Raw genomic sequence first — 18,154 nt, forward strand, 5'->3', positions numbered from 1 at the left:
ATCCTGGTCGTTAAAGTGTTTGTTTGCACTCATATTTTAACTGTTAGGACTCAGGTTTTTTTATTTAAAGCAAACTATGGGACAGCAGTGGGCTTCGGCCCATTTTTTATTTTTTTAGAACAATTTTAAAAGTGATAACCCAGTTTCAAACCTAGGATTAAAGCACTATTTTCAGAAACTGCAGATAAACCTGCAATCTGTGGCGTAATAGGTTCGGATGAGGAAATTTCAGGTTTTTGAAACTTTAAATAATATAGGCCTGTCGCAATATCCCAAGTCTGTTGAATCTTATAAAGATGAGCTAGTCCGATGCCCCAATAGCCATCACTCGGATTCAATGTTGAAGCCGGATTTCCTGTACCAGAATCCCATAAAATTTCGATCGAATTTATGCCAAAAGATGGCCATTGATGAACAAGTCCGATTTTTCCAGACCATTGATCCTTACGATAATCAATCATTCTAAAAGATTTTACTTCAGGGAACTGTAAGGCCGCATAGTCAATTACAGCGCCAAATTTAGGCGGCTGGATCACGAAATTTTGCCAGTTTGACCAACGCAGCGTGCCATAGAGCGCATTTTGATCAGTTAAAGCTGTCTGAAAATCCAAGTTCACAGACTGTGGAGTTTGAATTTCTGTATAAGGTGCTGGATTTGTACCTACAATAATGGATTCAGTGGTTTTATTGTGATGAGTAATTGCAGAACGATAGGTCAGTGCGGTTCTAAAAAAATATTCAGGAATCTGATAACTGATTCCAGCAAGCCAACCCCAAGCGGGATCTTGTTCAAATGTGGCTCGATAACCATTGAATATATAAAATGTCTGCCCGGATAAATATAAATTTCCCTCTAAGCTTTGATAACTTAGCCCTGTATAAAAATTCCAGTTATCGTTTGGTTGAAAGCCAATTAATGAGGTCAAATTATGGCTCTCAAATTGAATGGTAGCAGCCTCAATTGGAAGTGCTGCACCTGCAAAAACAGGATCATAATGATAAGCGATATCTATAGAATAAGACTGATCATAAATCAGTCCCCACGACACTTGAGGATGCAACTGGAATTTTAATGCGGCATTTGAGATCAATTGGTTATGGGCAAGATTTCCTGTAGAAAAATCGGTGATGCCTAATTGTTGCAGCTCTTCGGTATGTTGTACCTGACCGCTGATATCAGGGCGAACCCAGGCCAATGAAACTTCAGCATAATGATTTTTTTCAAAAAACGATTGAATGCTTTGGTTAGATTGTTCAAACGCTGCTGCATAACCTGACCCGGAGAAAAACAAGCCCATGGAGAAAAGAGCAAATTTATTATTGATCATCTTGGTATAATTGAATTTATTATGCACGTGATTATGCTTGATATTTATATTCTTTATCCACTCAAAAAATAAAAAAGAGGCCATGTAGCCTCTTTGATTAAAAACTTAAAATATTGCACTTTATTCGTCTGGATAAGCCACTTTTTTCAGTGCCTTAATATCTGCGTCTGGGGAACAGAGTGAAATAAACTCGTAGCCATAACCTCGCAGTAAATGACCTTTACGCACTGCAATCCAAGTGGTATTTATGCCGAAAATATCGGTTTTAATCTGCTTTAAGCGGTAATCACGCTCCGGGTCATAGGCCACATCGTTGACAATGCCGACACCCATATTCATTTCTACATAGGTCTTGATGACATCGGCATCAAGTGCGGACATCACAATATCCACATCAAAACCAGCTTCTTCAAAGGCGGTATCAATCTTGGAGCGACCGGTAAAACCACCGTGATAAGTGATAATCGGGTAATGCGCCAGATCTTCAATACGCACGTGCTCTTTGCTTGCCAGTGGATGATTCTGCGGGGTAATAATACTATGCTGCCAGTTATAATAAGGTACGCTGGCCAGATTATCTTCAGTGGTGAGTGCTTCGGTCGCAATACCGATATCGGCTTGACCTTGCAGCAGCATTTCCGTGATTTCAACCGGGCTGGCCTGTTGCAAAATCAAATGTACTTTAGGGAATTCTTTTTTGAATTGGCTGACAATTGGTGGCAACACATAACGCGCCTGGGTATGCGTCGTGGCAATCGTCAATGTGCCTTCATCGACTTTATTGAAATCATCGGCCAGACGTTTGATATTGTCGGCATCGACCAGCATGCGTTCCACAATGCCTAAAAGTGCCTGACCTGGTTCGGTTAAGCCCAGTAGACGTTTACCTTTACGGATAAATAACTGCACCCCCAGTTCATCTTCCAGATCTTTAATATGCTTACTTACCCCGGACTGTGAAGTATAAAGCGCAGCAGAAGCTTCAGTTAAATTAAAGTTTTGTCTAACCGTTTCTCGTATAATTCTTAATTGTTGGAAATTCATAATTCTCTTACCCTAGAAGAGGATGGGGCATTTTAAAGCCCCATCTTTTGATCTTAAGCGACCTGGTTTTCAAATAAATGCAAATTCACCGCACTTAACCAAACAGTTTGATTTGGGCGGAATTGATGCGCTCTCGCTTCATCAGGCGTCAGTAAAATTTCAATCAGATTGCCTTGACGGTCATTTAGCTCTGCAACGACTTTACCCGCGATCCATAATTCACGAATGAAAGTCGCTTGAATGGCATTGTCGTGTGGCTGTGCATGGATGCGTAGTTCATCTGGACGTGCGAATAAAATCACTTCACCTTGAGCGGCATTTTTTGCACCCTCAAATTGAATGCGGTCTTCACCGAGCTGGATGATGCCTGCATTGTTCTGACCTTCAAAACGGTTCGCCTGACCCAAAAAGTCGAATACAAATGGAGTTTTCGGGGTTTCATAGACCTCACGCGGTGAACCGATCTGCTCTACATTGCCTTTGTTCATTACTACGATCTGATCTGCAACTTCAAGTGCTTCTTCCTGATCATGAGTCACGAAGATCGAAGTAATATGCAATTCGTCATGCAGGGTACGTAACCAGCGACGCAGTTCCTTACGCACTTTGGCATCCAGTGCACCGAAAGGTTCATCTAGTAATAATACACGTGGTTCAACGGCCAGAGCACGTGCAAGGGCAATACGCTGACGCTGACCACCAGAAAGTTGAGCTGGATATCGGTCAGCCAGGAAACCAAGCTGAACCAAGTCGAGTAAACGTGTCACACGTTTTTTAATTTCCGCTTCGGATGGACGAGTTTTACGTGGACGTACACGCAGGCCAAAGGCGATGTTGTCAAATACCGTCATATGACGGAACAGGGCATAGTGCTGGAATACGAAGCCAACTTCACGCTCACGCACATGTACATTGGTGGCATCCTGACCTTCTAAAATCACCTGACCGCCATCCGCAGATTCCAGACCGGCAATAATCCGTAGCAAAGTGGTTTTACCACAGCCGGATGGACCAAGAAGTGCGACCAGTTGACCATCTGGGAAATCCAGCGAGATATTTTTAAGTGCATGGAATGCACCAAAGTGTTTTTCAATATTTTGTACTTGAATACTCATGTGGGCATTCCTTAAGAAACTGTTGAATCTTCATTACGTTTGTCTTGTTTTTCCTGGCGCAGTTCCACCCATGTTTTTAAAATCAGGGTCACAATTGCGAGGAGAGCCAGAAGCGAAGACACGGCAAACGCAGCACTAAAGGTATATTCGTTATAAAGAATTTCGACGTGTAGCGGTAAGGTGTTGGTTTCACCACGGATATGGCCAGAAACCACCGACACCGCACCAAATTCACCCATAGCCCGCGCATTACACAGAATCACGCCGTAGATCAGACCCCATTTGATATTGGGCAGGGTCACTTTCCAGAAAGTCTGCCAGCCAGATGCACCGAGTACAATCGCAGCTTCTTCTTCTTCGGTCCCCTGTGCTTCCATTAACGGAATTAGCTCACGCGCAACAAAAGGTACCGTAATAAAGATAGTCGCTAGGACAATCGCAGGCACTGCATAAAGGATCTTGATATCGTGATCCATCAGCCAAGAACCCATCCAGCCTTGGGTACCGAAAATCAGCACCAGCATCATACCCGCGATCACAGGTGAAACCGAGAAAGGGAGATCAATAATGGTGGTCAGGAATGATTTCCCCGGAAAGTTGAACTTCGCTACAGACCAGGCTGCCGCAACACCAAATACGACGTTGAGCGGTACTGCGATTGCAGCCGTCAGCAAGGTAAGTTTTACTGCCGACAGAGTATCCGGATGCACCAGCGCTTGGGTATAAACGCCAACCCCTTGTTTAAAGGCTTCAACAAAAACCAGAATCAAGGGCAGAATCAAGCAGCTTAAAAAGAAAATCAGCGCAATAGTGAGCAGCGTATAGCGTACCCAAGTTGGCTCACGGGTTGCATCACGGGATTGCAACTTTTCAGCCAGCGCATTGCTGTTGGTATTTAAACTCATCGCGCAGTTCTCCCGGTACGACGGCTAGCCCATGCCTGTAATAAGTTAATCAGGAATAGCATCACGAAGGAAATCAGTAGCATGACGACAGCAATCGTGGTTGCACCGGCATAGTCATATTCTTCTAGGCGAGAAATAATCATTAAGGGTGCAATTTCCGTTTCAAAAGGCTGGTTACCAGCAATAAAGATCACTGAACCATATTCACCGACACCACGGGCAAAGGCTAAAGCGAAGCCAGTGATCAGCGCAGGCAGCAGAATTGGGAAAATCACTTTGGTCACAATCTGAAAACGGTTGGCACCCAATGCAGATGCAGCTTCTTCCAGTTCGGTTTCCAGATCGCTAAGGACTGGCTGAACCGTACGCACTACAAAAGGCAGACCAATAAAGATCAATGCCAGTGTAATACCAATCGGGGTATAAGCGACTTGAATGCCAATCGGTTCTAAATATTGACCAATCCAGCCGGTCGGTGCATATAAAGAGGTCAAGGCAATACCCGCAACCGCAGTGGGTAAGGCAAAAGGCAAATCTACCAGGGCATCGACAATACGTTTGCCCGGAAAGCTGTAACGTACCAGACACCACGCCAGTAACAGGCCAAACACTACATTGACCAGTGCAGCGACAATGGCCGCGGTGAAACTTAACTGCAATGATTTCAAGATACGTTCAGAGCTCAGGATTTCCCATAAGCCATCCCAGCCAATGCCCAGTGATTTAATAAAAACAGCTGACAGCGGGATCAAAACGATTAATGACAAATACGCTAGGGTAAAGCCTAGAGAAAGACCAAATCCTGGCAGCACTCGGGATCGCTGCGACATGATTACTCCTCAGAAGAGAGAAAGCTGATTGAAGTCAATCAGCTAAAATAAAAAAACAATTTGGGCACAAGCATAATTTGCAGCGACTAAAATGCAAATTTAAAATAACACTTGCTCTCATCAACTTTGTTGATATGGGGCATAGTGTTTTCTGAAATCAAATAGTGTTCAATTTCAGGAAAAGGGCCAAAACCAGAAGCGACATTGACATGACCGACTGCACCCAGATTAATTGGTTTGATTTTCCAGGTTTGGGCCAGTATGTGGGCATCTTCAAAACTTAACCAGGGATCATTTTCACTGATCAATAACGTGGTGGGCACCTGAAGCTTGAGCTGTTGAAAATAGGTGCTGTAGTCAGTCTGACTGTCGCGCGAAAAACCATTTTCCCCAAATCGTGCCGGATTAGCTGGTGCCACCAATAGCAGATTTTTTACTTTTGCATTGAGTTCGGGATGTTGGGCAAGGGCCGCAATACTGGTCAGACAGCCAAAGCTGTGTGCGACAATCTGAACCTCTGCTGGAATGGCTTGCAGAGTTTTGACAAATTCTGCTACCCAGATATCCAGTACCGGATGATTCCAGTCCTTTTGCTGCACACGGGAGCATCGAATCAGCCGGTGCTGTAAGCAGGTTTGCCAGTGGTTGTATTCACTGCCACCTACACCAGGAACGATAAGCGTATGAATCATGTCGATGCTCCTATATCAATCAGCTTGGAAAATTATTTCGCGCTGTTGGCTTTAAAGATCTGGTCAAATACACCACCATTTTCAAAGTGAGCCTTTTGTACTTTGTTCCAGCCGCCAAATTCCTGATCAACCGTCACCAGTTTTAATGGCTTAAATACTTGGCTGTATTTGGCCAGTACTTTGGCATTACGTGGACGATAATAATGTTTACCTGCCAGGTCTTGACCCAATGGCGAATACAGGAAGTTCAAATAACCTTGAGCCAAGTGCTGGTTGCCTTTTTTCTTGGCATTTTTTTCTACAATCGCCACCGGTGGCTCAGCCAGAATCGACAGAGAAGGGGTAATAATTTCAAACTTGCCCGGCTGTTCGCGAAGGGCTAAATGCGCTTCGTTTTCCCATGCGAGTAAAACATCCCCAATGCCACGTTCAGCAAAGGTCGTGGTTGAACCACGTGCCCCGGAATCCAGAACTTTGGTATTTTTATAAATTTTACGAACAAATTCTTGCGCAGTCTTATCGTTGCCGCCCGCCTGATGTTTGGCCCAAGCCCAAGCCGCCAGATAATTCCAGCGTGCACCGCCTGAAGTTTTCGGGTTTGGGGTAATGATTGCTACGCCCGGTTTGACCAGATCACCCCAGTCCTTAATCTCTTTCGGATTGCCTTTACGCACCAGGAACACGATGGTTGAAGTATAAGGCGTCGAGTTTTGCGGCAATTTCTTCTGCCAGTCCGCAGGTAACAGTTTAGCTTTTTCTGCCAGCACATCAATATCGGCAGCCAATGCTAACGTTACGATATCTGCATCCAGACCATCAATCACGGCACGTGCCTGTTTGCCTGAACCGCCATGCGATTGCTTGAAATTGATTTTTTGACCGGTACGGCTTTCCCAATATTTGCCAAAATTCTTATTTACATCTTCATACAGTTCACGGGTCGGATCATAGGATACATTGAGAAAATCACGTGCTGCTGCACCAAATGAGGTTGCCGAGATAACAGCTGCTAAAACCCCAAGTTTTAATGTGTTTGAAATGCTCATCTGGACTGAATCTCTGATATGTTCTGTAACATAAGCGCAGAATAAACTTATTCTTTATGCATAAAAAATAATTAAAAATGAATTTTATATGAAAAAAAGAGATAAATAAGCTCTTAAGTGTTTGAAATAAGAATGGCCTTATGAATAAAGGCCATAATGAACTGCATTTAAAGTATTATTTTGCGTGATTGGCTTTGACAATCTGATCAAACACACCGCCATTGTCAAAATGCTGTTTCTGAACCTTGGTCCAGCCACCAAATTCTTTATCAATGGTGACCAGTTTTAAGGACTTGAATACGGTACTGTATTGCTTTAATACATTCGCATTACGTGGACGGTAAAAGTTTTTCGCCGCCACAGTCTGTCCAGCAGGTGAATAGAGGTAATTTAAATAGGCTTTGGCCAGATGTTCATTACCATCTTTCTTGGCATTTTTTTCTACGATTGCCACGGGTGGTTCAGCCAGAATAGACAGAGAAGGAGTAATGATTTCAAATTTTCCCGGCTGTTCGCGGACGGCCAAATGTGCTTCATTTTCCCAAGCCAGTAATACATCCCCAATCCCGCGTTCAGCGAAAGTCGTGGTAGCACCACGTGCACCCGAATCCAGTACTTTGGTTTGTTTGTAGATTTGACGGACAAAGTCTTGTGCTTTGGCATCATTGCCACCTTTCTGGTGTTTGGCCCACGCCCAGGCAGCCAGATAATTCCAGCGTGCACCACCTGAAGTTTTTGGGTTCGGGGTAATAATGTCTACGCCTGGTTTAACCAGATCTCCCCAGTCTTTGATTCCTTTTGGATTGCCTTTACGTACAAGAAAAACGATGGTTGAAGTATAGGGTGTCGAATTCTGCGGGAATTTCTTTTGCCAGTCTTTAGGCAGCAAACCACGTTCTGCAATTTCATCAATATCTGCTGCCAGTGCCAGTGTTACAACATCGGCATCCAGTCCGTCAATCACGGCACGTGCCTGTTTGCCTGAACCGCCATGTGACTGTTTATAGTTAATATCCTGACCGGTGGTTTTTTTCCAGTATGCGCTGAATTCCTTATTGAAATTGTCATATAATTCACGAGTCGGGTCATATGAAACGTTTAGGAAATCTTTTGCAGAGACACTAAAAGCGCTTGCTGATACCAGTGCTGCCAATACCCCAATTTTTAATTTACGAATGCTCATTTTTTCCTCAAGTTTTTTAGCTTTTGTTAGATGAGGCAAGAATAGCTTGAGTTTTTTTGCATAAAAAATAATTAAAAAAGAATTGGATGTGAGTAAAAGAGATATATAGGTGAAGCCTGGATATTACTGTTCAATTTATATTTTAGAGACCGTAAAAATATGCTGTATTTAAAAAATGCCCAACGTGTCAGTCATATAGAGGTGCTGGATCGTGGCTTTCATTATGGTGATGGTTGTTTTACTACGGCCCGGATTCGACATAACCGGATTGAATTGTATGATCGTCATTTGACACGTTTGCAAAACAGCAATCAGAGCTTAAGCCTGAATGCCAATCTCGATCTGATCACGGAAAGTTTACAGCTTCTCGGGGAATCAGAGGGTAAGCTGAACGGGACATTAAAGATTGTGCTCAGTCGTGGAGTGGGTCAGCGCGGTTATAGTTTGCCGGATCATCCCGCAGATCTCTGGCTATTTTATTATCCTCAAACCGTACAGGATTTTAAGTTTGAGCAGATTCAAAGTGGCATTTTACAGCAGGCATTAGGACTGACGATGCCGAGTCTGGTAGGGCTAAAAACCTTAAACCGTCTAGAGCAGGTTTTGCTGAAACAGGAAGCAGATCAAAGCGGCTGGCCTGAGGCCCTGGTGACAGATGTACAGGGCGGTGTTGTCGAAGGGGTAAGCAGTAATTGTTTTATTCGTATAAACAATACATGGATTACGCCGGAACTTCGTTATAATGGCGTCTTCGGTGTCATGCGTGCAGAAATTCTACAACGTATGCAAGATCAGGGAATTAGCTGTCAGCAACGCTGTATTGATATGGATGAAATCAACCATATTCAAAGCCTGTTTTTCTGCAATGCACTCAGCCCGATGAAAATTGTCACGCAATTTGAGCAGCGAACCTTGGATGGCGATGCTTGTATTGAAATTTTTAACCGTCTTCGATTGAACCAGATGTCTTAATATGTCAGCTTCCAAACCTAAAGCCAAAAAGAAAAATAAAGCGAGATTCTCCTCATCTTTCAAAGGAATTGCCTTGGTCCTGATGGGGATTGCTTTGATCTTGGCGTTGATCCTGAAAAGCAGTTTGTGGAAGGAGTATCCTGTCGAAGGAAAAAAACAGCTGCTCGCGATTGAATCTGGTCAAACCTATTCCGGTTTTATTGATCGTCTGGCCAAAGAAAATCAGGTGAGTTTTCCGATCATTCTCAAGCTGTATCAGCGCATCATGATTCATGACAGCATGAAAGCGGGCGTGTATGAAGTGCGCCAGGGCATGAGCATCCGTCAGGTCTTGGAGATGATTTCCGATGCAGACAATGCCCAGATGAGCCGGATTCTGGTGATTGAAGGAACGACTTTTAAGCAACTGATTGATGCCCTGAAGAAAAATGATCTGGTCACCAAAGAAGTGCTGCATCTGCCTACTGAGCAATTACTCAAAGAACTGAATATTCCGTTTTCACATCCTGAAGGGCTGTTTGCACCGGATACTTATTTCTTTGCCAAAGGTGAAACTGACCGTAAAATTCTGACCAATCTTTATCAGCGACAGATGAAAGCACTGGATGAGGCGTGGGCGAAACGTGCAACTGATCTGCCATATCAGAATAAATATGACGCGCTGATTATGGCATCGATTATTGAAAAAGAGACCAGTGTAGATCGTGAATTGGAACAGGTTTCTGGGGTATTTGTACGCCGTTTAAAAATTGGCATGCGTTTACAGACCGATCCAACAGTGATTTATGGAATGGGTGACAGCTATAACGGCAATATTACCCGCAAGGATTTACGCACACCGACGCCGTATAACACCTATACCATTTCAGGTTTGCCGCCAACGCCAATTGCCTTGCCAAGCAAGAAAGCCATTGAAGCAGCCATGCATCCAGATAATTCTGACAATCTGTATTTTGTTGCTACCGGCAATGGTGGACATAAATTCACGAGCAATCTGAATGACCACAATAAAGCCGTACAGGAATATCTGACGATTTTACGCTCGAAAAATAAGGAATGAGTATGTTTATTAGCTTTGAAGGCACAGAAGGTGTAGGTAAAACCACGCTCATTCGTTCGATCTATGAAGATTTTATCGCCCAGGGCAAAGATGTTATTTTGACTCGCGAACCGGGGGGAACACCAATGGCCGAGCAGATTCGCTCGCTGTTGCTGGCTGTAAACCATGAAGAAGCCATGGCGCATGATACCGAGCTGTTATTGATGTATGCAGCGCGTGCCCAGCATCTGGCACAAGTGATTCTGCCTGCATTAGCAGCCGGGAAAATTGTCCTGTGTGACCGTTTTAGCGATGCCAGCTTTGCCTATCAATGTGCAGGTCGGGGTCTCAGTGAAACAAAGTTGCAATTACTCAATGACCACTTTGTCGCACGCATGCCGGACATTACTTTCTGGTTAGAAGCGCCTATTGAATTGGGGATGAACCGAGCACGTGAACGTGGTGCGCTGGATCGCTTTGAACAGGAAAAAGTCACTTTCTTTGAGAAAGTGAGAGCGGGATATGAAACTTTATGGCAACGTCATCCTGAACGGATCAAACGTCTGGATGCAACTCAAACGCCTGAGCAGGTATTTGAGCAGGCCTTAAGTTATTTAAAATAAGCTTGGAATTAAAATACTTTTTATTTAATTTTTCTCTAGGTTTATCTATGAAGAATCTTCTATATTAAGGCTGATATAGAAGATTTTTTTAATAAGATGAAAACGACCAAAACAGAGATAGAACAATTTTTACAACAAGAATTTCCACAAAGCCTGGAGAAGTGCCGAATTGAGGAGGTTTCGCCGCGTGGAGCCACTCTGCTTTATCAGGTGAGATCAGAGGAATTGCGTCCAGGCGGCACAGTTTCTGGCCCAACCATGATGACCTTGGCGGATTTTGCTCTTTATGTCGCCATTCTGGGTGAAATTGGATTGGTCGGTTTGGCTGTCACGACCAATCTGAATATCAACTTCTTACGTAAACCTTCTGGTGGAACGGATATACGGGGAGAATGTAAGCTGATCAAGGTCGGCAAGGCACTGATCGTGGGAGAAGTCTGGATTTATTCGATAGATCATGAAGAACCTGTGGCGCATGTGACCGGAACATATTCAATTCCACCACAACGTTAAATATTTGAAATTAGAAGACTGGCTATAAATAGCCTAAGCTGACTTTGAGCAAATAAAAATCTAAAAAGAAAAGGAGATATCATCCAAGGATGTTATCTCCATCGACTTTTAACAATTCACCAAAGGTGTTTCCACTTCAAAATTTGGTGGGACGAGGACTGTTTTGCGTAGTTCTGGTAGCAGCTCTGGATAATCCAGGGTGAAATGCAGACCGCGAGATTCTTTGCGGTGCATGGCACAGCGTACAATCATCTCGGACACCAGCACCAGATTACGTAACTCAATCAGATTTTTGCTGACCTGGTAATCCTGATAATACTCGGTAATTTCTTTTTTCAGCATTTCAATACGATGTAATGCACGTTCCAGACGCTTCGTCGTGCGTACGATTCCGACATAGTTCCACATGGTTTGACGCAGTTCATCCCAGTTTTGCAGAATCACCACATCCTCATCCGGGTTGGTCACCTGAGAATCATCCCAAGCTGGGACTGCAGGAGCTGGCTGATCGGCCTTGAAATTTTCCTGAATGTGCTTGGCTGCACTCATTCCATAGACAAAACATTCTAAAAGTGAGTTACTGGCCATACGGTTAGCACCATGCAGGCCAGTATAAGAGGTTTCCCCAATTGCATAGAGTCCAGCAATATCAGTCTGACTGTTTTCATCGACCACGACGCCACCGCAAGTGTAATGGGCTGCCGGAACGACTGGAATCATGTCTTTGGTAATATCGATCCCTAGTTCAAGCAAACGGGCATACAGAGTCGGGAAATGCTCTTTGACAAAGCTTTCATCTTTATGGGTAATGTCCAGCCAGACATGACGAATACCGAGACGCTTGATTTCATAGTCGATGGCACGTGCCACAATATCACGCGGTGCGAGTTCGGCGCGTTCGTCAAAACGCAGCATAAAGCGTTCACCATCAGGCAGGCGCAGATAAGCGCCTTCGCCACGCATTGCTTCAGTAATTAGGAAAGAACGTGCTTGTGGATGATAAAGGCAGGTCGGGTGAAACTGGTTAAATTCCATGTTGGCGACCCGGCAGCCGGCACGATAAGCCATGGCAATACCATCACCCGTGGCAATGTCGGGATTTGAGGTGTAAAGATAAGCTTTCATAGCACCGCCACAGGCAAGGGCGGTAAATGGAGCCAAGAAGGTATGCACTTTTTCAGTTGTTTCATCCAGGGCATATAAACCCAGCGCACGATTATCGCCGTCTAAACCGAGCTTTTGTGAACAGATCAGGTCAATCGCAATATAATTTTCAAAGATTTTAATATTCTGTTTTTCTTGGGCCCGTTGTACCAAGGTGGTGGAAATGGCACGACCAGTCGCATCGGCCGCATGAATAATTCGGCGCTGTGAATGACCACCTTCACGGGTGAGATGTAACTGTTCCTGTTCATCCAGAGTAAATTGCACGCCGTGTTTCAGCAGGAAATCAACTGAAGGTTTGCCACCTTCTACCGTCTGTTTAACCGCATCCATTTCACATAGCTGTGCGCCTGCAATCATCGTGTCATCAATATGCTGTTCAATTGAGTCCATTTCATCCAATACTGCGGCCACGCCGCCTTGAGCATAAAAGGTACTGGCATCTGTCAGGGTGGATTTCGCTAAGACTGCAATATTAAAATGATCTGGGAGCGATAAGGCTAAACTTAAACCAGCACCGCCACTGCCCACAATAATGACGTCAAATTGATGGGTAAGGGATAAATTAGACATGTCCATCAGCTAATTTTAAAAAAGTTTGGTAATAACAGCGCTTTTTTGTACAAAAGGCAAGCGTTGAAGTGCTCATTTATTGATGAAAAAAATTAATCAAAGCCTTAACTTAATGCTTTAATAATGAGATATTGCCCAGAATAAAGTATTGAAACATATTATTACTTAAACTTTACAGTGTTTGTGATAAAACCTATTTACATAAATTTATCAATAATTTGAGTGAATAATTTATATGAAAATTCTAGACTTAAAAAAAGGATTATTTGCAGCGACCCTGACCATGAGTGCTGCACAGTTGCAGGCGGTCACGCCGGTTGATTTTTCAAATCTGGTTGAGCAGGTCAGTCCTGCTGTAGTCAGTGTCAATGTCGTTAAAAAAATGAGCGAAGAAGAGCTCTTACAACAACAAGTCCCGGAAATTCTGCGTCGCTTTTTTGGCAATCAGGTGATTATTCCGCAGCAGCGTATGCCACAGGAAAAGACGGGTTATGGTAGTGCATTTTTTATCAGCAAGGATGGTTATCTGCTGACCAATCATCATGTGGTTGAGGATGCTTCCAAAGTTACCATTACCCTGAATGACCGTCGTGAAATTGATGCCACTGTTGTAGGGAGTGATGCACGAACTGACGTAGCTTTGCTTAAAGTTAATGGCTCGAATTTTCCAGAATTACGCACAGGAGATGTCGGACGCTTACGTGTTGGTGAGCCTGTTCTTGCCATTGGTTCGCCATTTGGCTTTGATTATTCTGCTTCTGCTGGAATTGTCAGTGCCAAAATGCGCAACATGATGGGTGAAACTGCAGTCCCTTTTATCCAGACCGATGTGGCTCTAAACCCAGGTAATTCCGGTGGCCCTCTGTTTAACCAGCGTGGTGAAGTGGTTGGAGTGAACTCACGGATCTTTAGTGGAACCGGTGGGTATATGGGTTTGTCCTTCTCGATTCCGATTGATGTGGCAATGGAAGTTGCAGATCAACTGAAGAAGAATGGTAAAGTGACCCGCTCTTATCTGGGCGTAAGTTTACAGGATATCGACCGTAACCTGGCCGAATCTTATAACCTGCCTAAACCAGAAGGTTCTCTGGTAACTCAGGTTGCACCAAACTCTCCGGCTGCACGTGCAGGTCTGCGTGCCAGTGATGTCATCTTGAAATACAACGGTACCCCAATTTCACGTACCAGTGAACTGTTGAACTATCTGAACCGTACTGCACCTCAGCAGCAGGTACAACTTGAAATCTTGCGTGATGATAAACGTCGTAGTATTGCAGCGACTTTAAGTGCGGCACCAGATGATACCCCGGCAAAAGCAGGCACACAGGCTCAACCAAACAAAGGACCAGTGATCGGGGTTTCAATTCGTGACTTAAGTCCAGCAGAGTTGGCGAGTCTGGAAATCAAAGGCGGTGTGGTGATTCAGGATGTACGTCCGGGTGGTATTGCAGCACAGGCACGAATCATGCCGAATGATGTGATCACTCAAATTAATAACCAGACAGTACTGAATTCAAATCAGTTTGTGCAGGAGGTGTCTGAACTGAAAAAGGGTAGCATCGCGCGCGTGACCTTGATTCGTCAGGGGCAGCTTGCGGTGGTCGGGATGCGTATCTCATAAAATTGCTAGATTTTTGTGAAAGACCGCTTGTATAAGCGGTTTTTTATTTTTTGCAATTTACCCCAGCGATAAATTCGGTAGACTCTATAGCCTTAAAATCATGGAAAGGATAACAGCAAAGTGAGTGGTATTTTTGATCTTTCTTTAAAGGTACAAGCCAAACATATTGATGGTTTGGGTCATGTGAACAATGTGGTCTATATGCAATGGATGCAGGATGTCGCATCAGCTCATATTGAAAAACTGGGCCTGGGGCTCAAGCAATATGTGGAACTGAAACATGCCATGGTCGCGGTTGAGCATCAGGTGCAATATCGCAAGGCAGCTTTTGAGGGGGACGAGATTATTCTGCGCACCTGGCTGAATGATATCAATGCCCTGTATTCCTTTAGACAATACGCATTTTATCGACCACAGGATCAGACCGTGTTATTTACCGGAAGTACGCAATGGGCCTGTATTGAAATGGCCACAGGGCGCCCAAAACGCATGTCACCAACTTTTACTCAAGCTTATCAGCCACTTTCAGAGCATGTAAATCCTTTTGATTTTTCCATTTTATATCTGGATTAATGAGACAATATTTTCCAGTTTGTTCAGTACATCTGGATAATATTGAGGAAGAAATGTGATTTGAGAGTTATCTTCTACTCGTAGTAACCCAGATTCCATCTGACTGACGTGTACGCGACACCAAGGATAAAGGAAAAAATATAATTCTTTTTCTAGATCACCATTCTGCTATAATCCTTCGCAATTTCTATTCGGCTTTTGTTATGTAATATTTTTAAATTACATAGCGCGTTTTTCTCAAGGTAACCCATGGCGCAAGCTAAAAAATCTGTTGATATTAAAAACATTCGTAACTTCTCGATTATTGCGCACATTGATCACGGTAAATCGACCCTAGCGGATCGCTTTATTCAAACTTGTGGCGGTTTGCAAGATCGTGAAATGCAGGCTCAAGTCCTTGACTCAATGGAGCTTGAGCGCGAACGTGGGATTACCATTAAAGCCACTTCGGTAACCTTGTACTATACTCATCCCAATGGTCAAGAGTATCAATTGAACTTTATTGATACGCCGGGACACGTCGACTTCTCGTATGAAGTATCACGCTCGCTTGCTGCCTGTGAAGGTGCCTTGCTGGTGGTAGATGCAGCGCAGGGCGTAGAAGCACAGTCTGTTGCCAATTGCTATACCGCAATTGAACAAGGTCTGGAAGTACTTCCGGTACTAAACAAGATTGACTTGCCGCAAGCCGAACCTGAACGTGTGATTCAGGAAATTGAAGACATCATCGGGATTGAAGCCACAGAAGCGCCGACCTGTTCTGCAAAAACAGGTTTAGGTATTGAAGGTGTGCTTGAAACACTGGTCAATGTAATTCCTGCACCTGAGGGGGATCGCGAAGCGCCGTTACAAGCGCTGATTGTGGATTCTTGGTTTGATAACTACCTGGGTGTGGTTTCTCTGGTTCGGGTCAAGCAAGGTCGTGTGCGTAAAGGCGACAAAATGTTGATTAAATCAACAGGTCAAACGCACATCATTACTTCTGTGGGTATCTTTAACCCGAAACATACTGAAACCGGTATGCTGGAAGCGGGTGAAGTTGGCTTTGTGATTGCAGGTATTAAAGATATTTTCGGTGCACCGGTCGGTGATACGATTACTCTGGCAGCGACACCTGAAGTGGCAACATTACCGGGCTTTAAAAAGGTGAAACCGCAGGTTTATGCCGGTTTATTCCCAATTGATGCCAGCGATTTTGAACCTTTCCGTGAAGCATTGCATAAGCTACAAATTAATGACTCGGCCTTGTTCTTTGAACCTGAAAGTTCAGATGCACTCGGGTTTGGTTTCCGCTGTGGCTTCTTGGGCATGCTGCACATGGAGATCGTACAAGAACGTCTGGAACGCGAATACGATCTTGACCTGATTTCTTCTGCGCCAACTGTAATTTATGAAGCGGTGATGAAGAATGGTCAGACGATTTATATCGACAGTCCATCCAAAATGCCGGATGGTTCAACCGTTGAAGATCTGCGTGAACCGATTGCTGAATGTCATATTCTTGTGCCGCAAGAATACCTGGGTAACGTCATGACATTGTGTGTTGAGCGCCGTGGTGTGCAAAAAGACATGAAGTTTATGGCGAATCAGGTTTCTATTACTTTCGAAATTCCAATGGCCGAAGTGGTCATGGACTTCTTTGATAAATTGAAGTCTTGTTCACGTGGTTTTGCATCACTGGACTATAACTTTGTCCGTTTTGAAAGCTCATCTTTAGTCAAAGTAGATGTCTTGATCAATGGGGAAAAAGTCGATGCCTTGGCGATGGTCTGTCACCGTAATGATGCACGTCATCGTGGTATTGCACTGGTTGAAAAAATGAAAGACCTGATTCCACGTCAAATGTTTGATGTCGCGATTCAGGCGGCAATTGGTGCGCAAATCATTGCACGTTCGACTGTGAAAGCGATGCGTAAAAACGTATTGGCGAAGTGTTATGGTGGTGACGTGTCACGTAAGAAAAAACTTCTGTCTAAACAGAAAGAAGGTAAGAAACGCATGAAACAGGTGGGTAGCGTAGAAATCCCGCAAGAAGCGTTCTTAGCCGTATTAAAAGTCGAACGCTAAAATAATAAGGATATAAGCCCATGGATTTTGATTTTAATTTGATTCTTGTGCCTGCGACCCTGTTTTTTGTCGCAGTGTGGTTGCTAGACAAGTTTGTCTTGAAACAAAGACAAACCCGAGGTAAGGGCCATGAGAATTTCATTATCACCTGGGCTTATGACTTTTGGCCGGTACTGACCATTGTGCTGGTACTGCGTTCGTTTTTATATGAACCTTTTAATATTCCATCCGATTCGATGGTGCCGACGCTGGAAACTGGTGATTTTATTCTGGTGAATAAATTTGACTATGGCATCAAACTGCCTATGGTCAATACCAAAATTATTGATACCGGCAGTCCGGAACGTGGTGATGTGGCGGTATTCCGTTATCCACCGCAACCGACCATCAGTTATATCAAGCGTATTGTCGGCTTGCCAGGCGATCATATTGTTTATGATCATGGCCAGTTGAGCATTAATGGTGAAAAAGTAGCGAAAGTTCCAGTAGAATTTAGCCGCGAAAAAGACCGCTTAGATACCCCGAATGCTATTTATCATAAAGAAACCCTGGGTGAGCATACCTTTACCATGCGTGAGCTGGAAGGCGTGAATGTCGCTCGTCAGGCACCTTTTATTAACTATTTGGAAAATGGTAAATATTCAGGTGAAAATGGTTTATATTGGGAAGTGAAAGTGCCAGAAGGTCATTACTTTGCGATGGGGGATAATCGCGATCAGAGTGCTGACAGTCGTTTCTGGGGGCTTATTCCGGAAGAAAACTTAACAGGTCGTGCCTTCTATATCTGGATGCATAAAGAACCTGGCTTTAAATTGCCATCGTTTGGTCGAAACGGAACAATCGATTAATTGTTTCAATCAGGAAAA

Annotated in this window: 17 protein-coding genes; 8 read left to right on the forward strand and 9 right to left on the reverse strand. The window is 44.0% G+C overall.

The window, feature by feature from the left end; genetic code table 11:
- Nucleotides 1-125: 125 nt before the first annotated feature.
- The 8 genes from NI468_RS11070 to NI468_RS11105 form a co-directional block, all read right to left on the reverse strand.
- On the reverse strand, nucleotides 126-1,355 hold the full coding sequence (locus NI468_RS11070) for an outer membrane protein transport protein (RefSeq protein ID WP_253101939.1): 1,230 nt from the start codon (nucleotides 1,353-1,355) through the stop codon (nucleotides 126-128).
- Between the two features lie 93 nt (nucleotides 1,356-1,448).
- Nucleotides 1,449-2,372, reverse strand: a complete 924-nt coding sequence (locus NI468_RS11075) for a CysB family HTH-type transcriptional regulator (RefSeq protein ID WP_253101879.1) — start codon at nucleotides 2,370-2,372, stop codon at nucleotides 1,449-1,451.
- 53 nt (nucleotides 2,373-2,425) lie between these two features.
- A complete protein-coding gene (locus NI468_RS11080; protein ID WP_004645633.1) occupies nucleotides 2,426-3,487 on the reverse strand; it encodes a sulfate/molybdate ABC transporter ATP-binding protein in 1,062 nt (353 codons plus the stop codon).
- Nucleotides 3,488-3,498: 11 nt separating this feature from the next.
- Nucleotides 3,499-4,392, reverse strand: coding sequence for a sulfate ABC transporter permease subunit CysW (cysW, locus tag NI468_RS11085; RefSeq protein WP_004279077.1), 894 nt, complete (start codon nucleotides 4,390-4,392; stop codon nucleotides 3,499-3,501).
- Nucleotides 4,389-5,222 carry a sulfate ABC transporter permease subunit CysT gene (cysT, locus tag NI468_RS11090; protein ID WP_004279076.1) on the reverse strand — a complete coding sequence of 278 codons (834 nt, stop codon included), beginning with the start codon at nucleotides 5,220-5,222 and terminating at the stop codon, nucleotides 4,389-4,391. Before cysT ends, cysW begins: the two co-directional genes overlap by 4 nt.
- Before the next feature lie 86 nt (nucleotides 5,223-5,308).
- Nucleotides 5,309-5,914 (reverse strand): RBBP9/YdeN family alpha/beta hydrolase, encoded by a 606-nt coding sequence (locus tag NI468_RS11095; protein ID WP_253101882.1) that lies wholly within the window; start codon nucleotides 5,912-5,914, stop codon nucleotides 5,309-5,311.
- A 32-nt stretch (nucleotides 5,915-5,946) separates the two neighbouring features.
- Nucleotides 5,947-6,960 (reverse strand): sulfate ABC transporter substrate-binding protein, encoded by a 1,014-nt coding sequence (locus NI468_RS11100; RefSeq protein ID WP_253101885.1) that lies wholly within the window; start codon nucleotides 6,958-6,960, stop codon nucleotides 5,947-5,949.
- A gap of 175 nt (nucleotides 6,961-7,135) precedes the next feature.
- The gene (locus NI468_RS11105) at nucleotides 7,136-8,143 is read right to left on the reverse strand and encodes a sulfate ABC transporter substrate-binding protein (RefSeq protein ID WP_004645630.1); all 1,008 of its coding nucleotides are present in this window, start codon (nucleotides 8,141-8,143) and stop codon (nucleotides 7,136-7,138) included.
- A gap of 159 nt (nucleotides 8,144-8,302) precedes the next feature.
- Between NI468_RS11105 and pabC the strand changes: the two genes are divergently transcribed.
- The 4 genes from pabC (at nucleotide 8,303) to NI468_RS11125 (ending at nucleotide 11,290) form a co-directional block, all read left to right on the forward strand.
- Nucleotides 8,303-9,115, forward strand: coding sequence for an aminodeoxychorismate lyase (pabC, locus tag NI468_RS11110; protein ID WP_253101888.1), 813 nt, complete (start codon nucleotides 8,303-8,305; stop codon nucleotides 9,113-9,115).
- A 1-nt stretch (nucleotide 9,116) separates the two neighbouring features.
- Entirely contained in the window at nucleotides 9,117-10,175 is a 1,059-nt protein-coding gene (mltG, locus tag NI468_RS11115; protein ID WP_247143437.1) for an endolytic transglycosylase MltG, read from the forward strand.
- A 2-nt stretch (nucleotides 10,176-10,177) separates the two neighbouring features.
- Entirely contained in the window at nucleotides 10,178-10,777 is a 600-nt protein-coding gene (gene tmk, locus NI468_RS11120) for a dTMP kinase (RefSeq protein ID WP_004645627.1), read from the forward strand.
- A 96-nt stretch (nucleotides 10,778-10,873) separates the two neighbouring features.
- Nucleotides 10,874-11,290: a PaaI family thioesterase gene (locus tag NI468_RS11125; protein WP_004645626.1), complete on the forward strand. Its 417-nt coding sequence runs from the start codon at nucleotides 10,874-10,876 to the stop codon at nucleotides 11,288-11,290.
- A gap of 108 nt (nucleotides 11,291-11,398) precedes the next feature.
- Here the strand turns inward: NI468_RS11125 and nadB are convergent, their stop codons facing one another.
- A complete protein-coding gene (nadB, locus tag NI468_RS11130; protein ID WP_162131574.1) occupies nucleotides 11,399-13,033 on the reverse strand; it encodes an L-aspartate oxidase in 1,635 nt (544 codons plus the stop codon).
- 229 nt (nucleotides 13,034-13,262) lie between these two features.
- Here nadB and NI468_RS11135 point away from each other — a divergent pair, with 229 nt between their 5' ends.
- From NI468_RS11135 to lepB, 4 genes are all read left to right on the forward strand, one after another.
- Nucleotides 13,263-14,648: a Do family serine endopeptidase gene (locus NI468_RS11135; RefSeq protein WP_005247518.1), complete on the forward strand. Its 1,386-nt coding sequence runs from the start codon at nucleotides 13,263-13,265 to the stop codon at nucleotides 14,646-14,648.
- 120 nt (nucleotides 14,649-14,768) lie between these two features.
- Nucleotides 14,769-15,221 carry an acyl-CoA thioesterase gene (locus NI468_RS11140; RefSeq protein ID WP_253101891.1) on the forward strand — a complete coding sequence of 151 codons (453 nt, stop codon included), beginning with the start codon at nucleotides 14,769-14,771 and terminating at the stop codon, nucleotides 15,219-15,221.
- A gap of 249 nt (nucleotides 15,222-15,470) precedes the next feature.
- Entirely contained in the window at nucleotides 15,471-17,288 is a 1,818-nt protein-coding gene (lepA, locus tag NI468_RS11145; RefSeq protein ID WP_253101894.1) for a translation elongation factor 4, read from the forward strand.
- Between the two features lie 20 nt (nucleotides 17,289-17,308).
- Complete coding sequence (gene lepB, locus NI468_RS11150; RefSeq protein ID WP_253101897.1) at nucleotides 17,309-18,136, forward strand: signal peptidase I; 828 nt, start codon at nucleotides 17,309-17,311, stop codon at nucleotides 18,134-18,136.
- Nucleotides 18,137-18,154: the final 18 nt, after the last annotated feature.

It is taken from the genome of Acinetobacter lwoffii, from assembly GCF_024129355.1.
In the GTDB taxonomy this organism is placed as follows: Bacteria; Pseudomonadota; Gammaproteobacteria; order Pseudomonadales; family Moraxellaceae; genus Acinetobacter; species Acinetobacter lwoffii_I.

Coding starts and splice junctions, on each gene's coding strand:
- NI468_RS11125 (WP_004645626.1), top strand. CDS start 10,874: ATGAAAACGACCAAAACAGAGATAGAACAATTTTTACAACAAGAATTT.
- NI468_RS11135 (WP_005247518.1), top strand. CDS start 13,263: ATGAAAATTCTAGACTTAAAAAAAGGATTATTTGCAGCGACCCTGACC.
- NI468_RS11095 (WP_253101882.1), bottom strand. CDS start 5,914: ATGATTCATACGCTTATCGTTCCTGGTGTAGGTGGCAGTGAATACAAC.
- lepB (WP_253101897.1), top strand. CDS start 17,309: ATGGATTTTGATTTTAATTTGATTCTTGTGCCTGCGACCCTGTTTTTT.
- NI468_RS11075 (WP_253101879.1), bottom strand. CDS start 2,372: ATGAATTTCCAACAATTAAGAATTATACGAGAAACGGTTAGACAAAAC.
- mltG (WP_247143437.1), top strand. CDS start 9,117: ATGTCAGCTTCCAAACCTAAAGCCAAAAAGAAAAATAAAGCGAGATTC.
- NI468_RS11105 (WP_004645630.1), bottom strand. CDS start 8,143: ATGAGCATTCGTAAATTAAAAATTGGGGTATTGGCAGCACTGGTATCA.
- NI468_RS11080 (WP_004645633.1), bottom strand. CDS start 3,487: ATGAGTATTCAAGTACAAAATATTGAAAAACACTTTGGTGCATTCCAT.
- nadB (WP_162131574.1), bottom strand. CDS start 13,033: ATGGACATGTCTAATTTATCCCTTACCCATCAATTTGACGTCATTATT.
- cysW (WP_004279077.1), bottom strand. CDS start 4,392: ATGAGTTTAAATACCAACAGCAATGCGCTGGCTGAAAAGTTGCAATCC.
- lepA (WP_253101894.1), top strand. CDS start 15,471: ATGGCGCAAGCTAAAAAATCTGTTGATATTAAAAACATTCGTAACTTC.
- cysT (WP_004279076.1), bottom strand. CDS start 5,222: ATGTCGCAGCGATCCCGAGTGCTGCCAGGATTTGGTCTTTCTCTAGGC.
- pabC (WP_253101888.1), top strand. CDS start 8,303: ATGCTGTATTTAAAAAATGCCCAACGTGTCAGTCATATAGAGGTGCTG.
- tmk (WP_004645627.1), top strand. CDS start 10,178: ATGTTTATTAGCTTTGAAGGCACAGAAGGTGTAGGTAAAACCACGCTC.
- NI468_RS11100 (WP_253101885.1), bottom strand. CDS start 6,960: ATGAGCATTTCAAACACATTAAAACTTGGGGTTTTAGCAGCTGTTATC.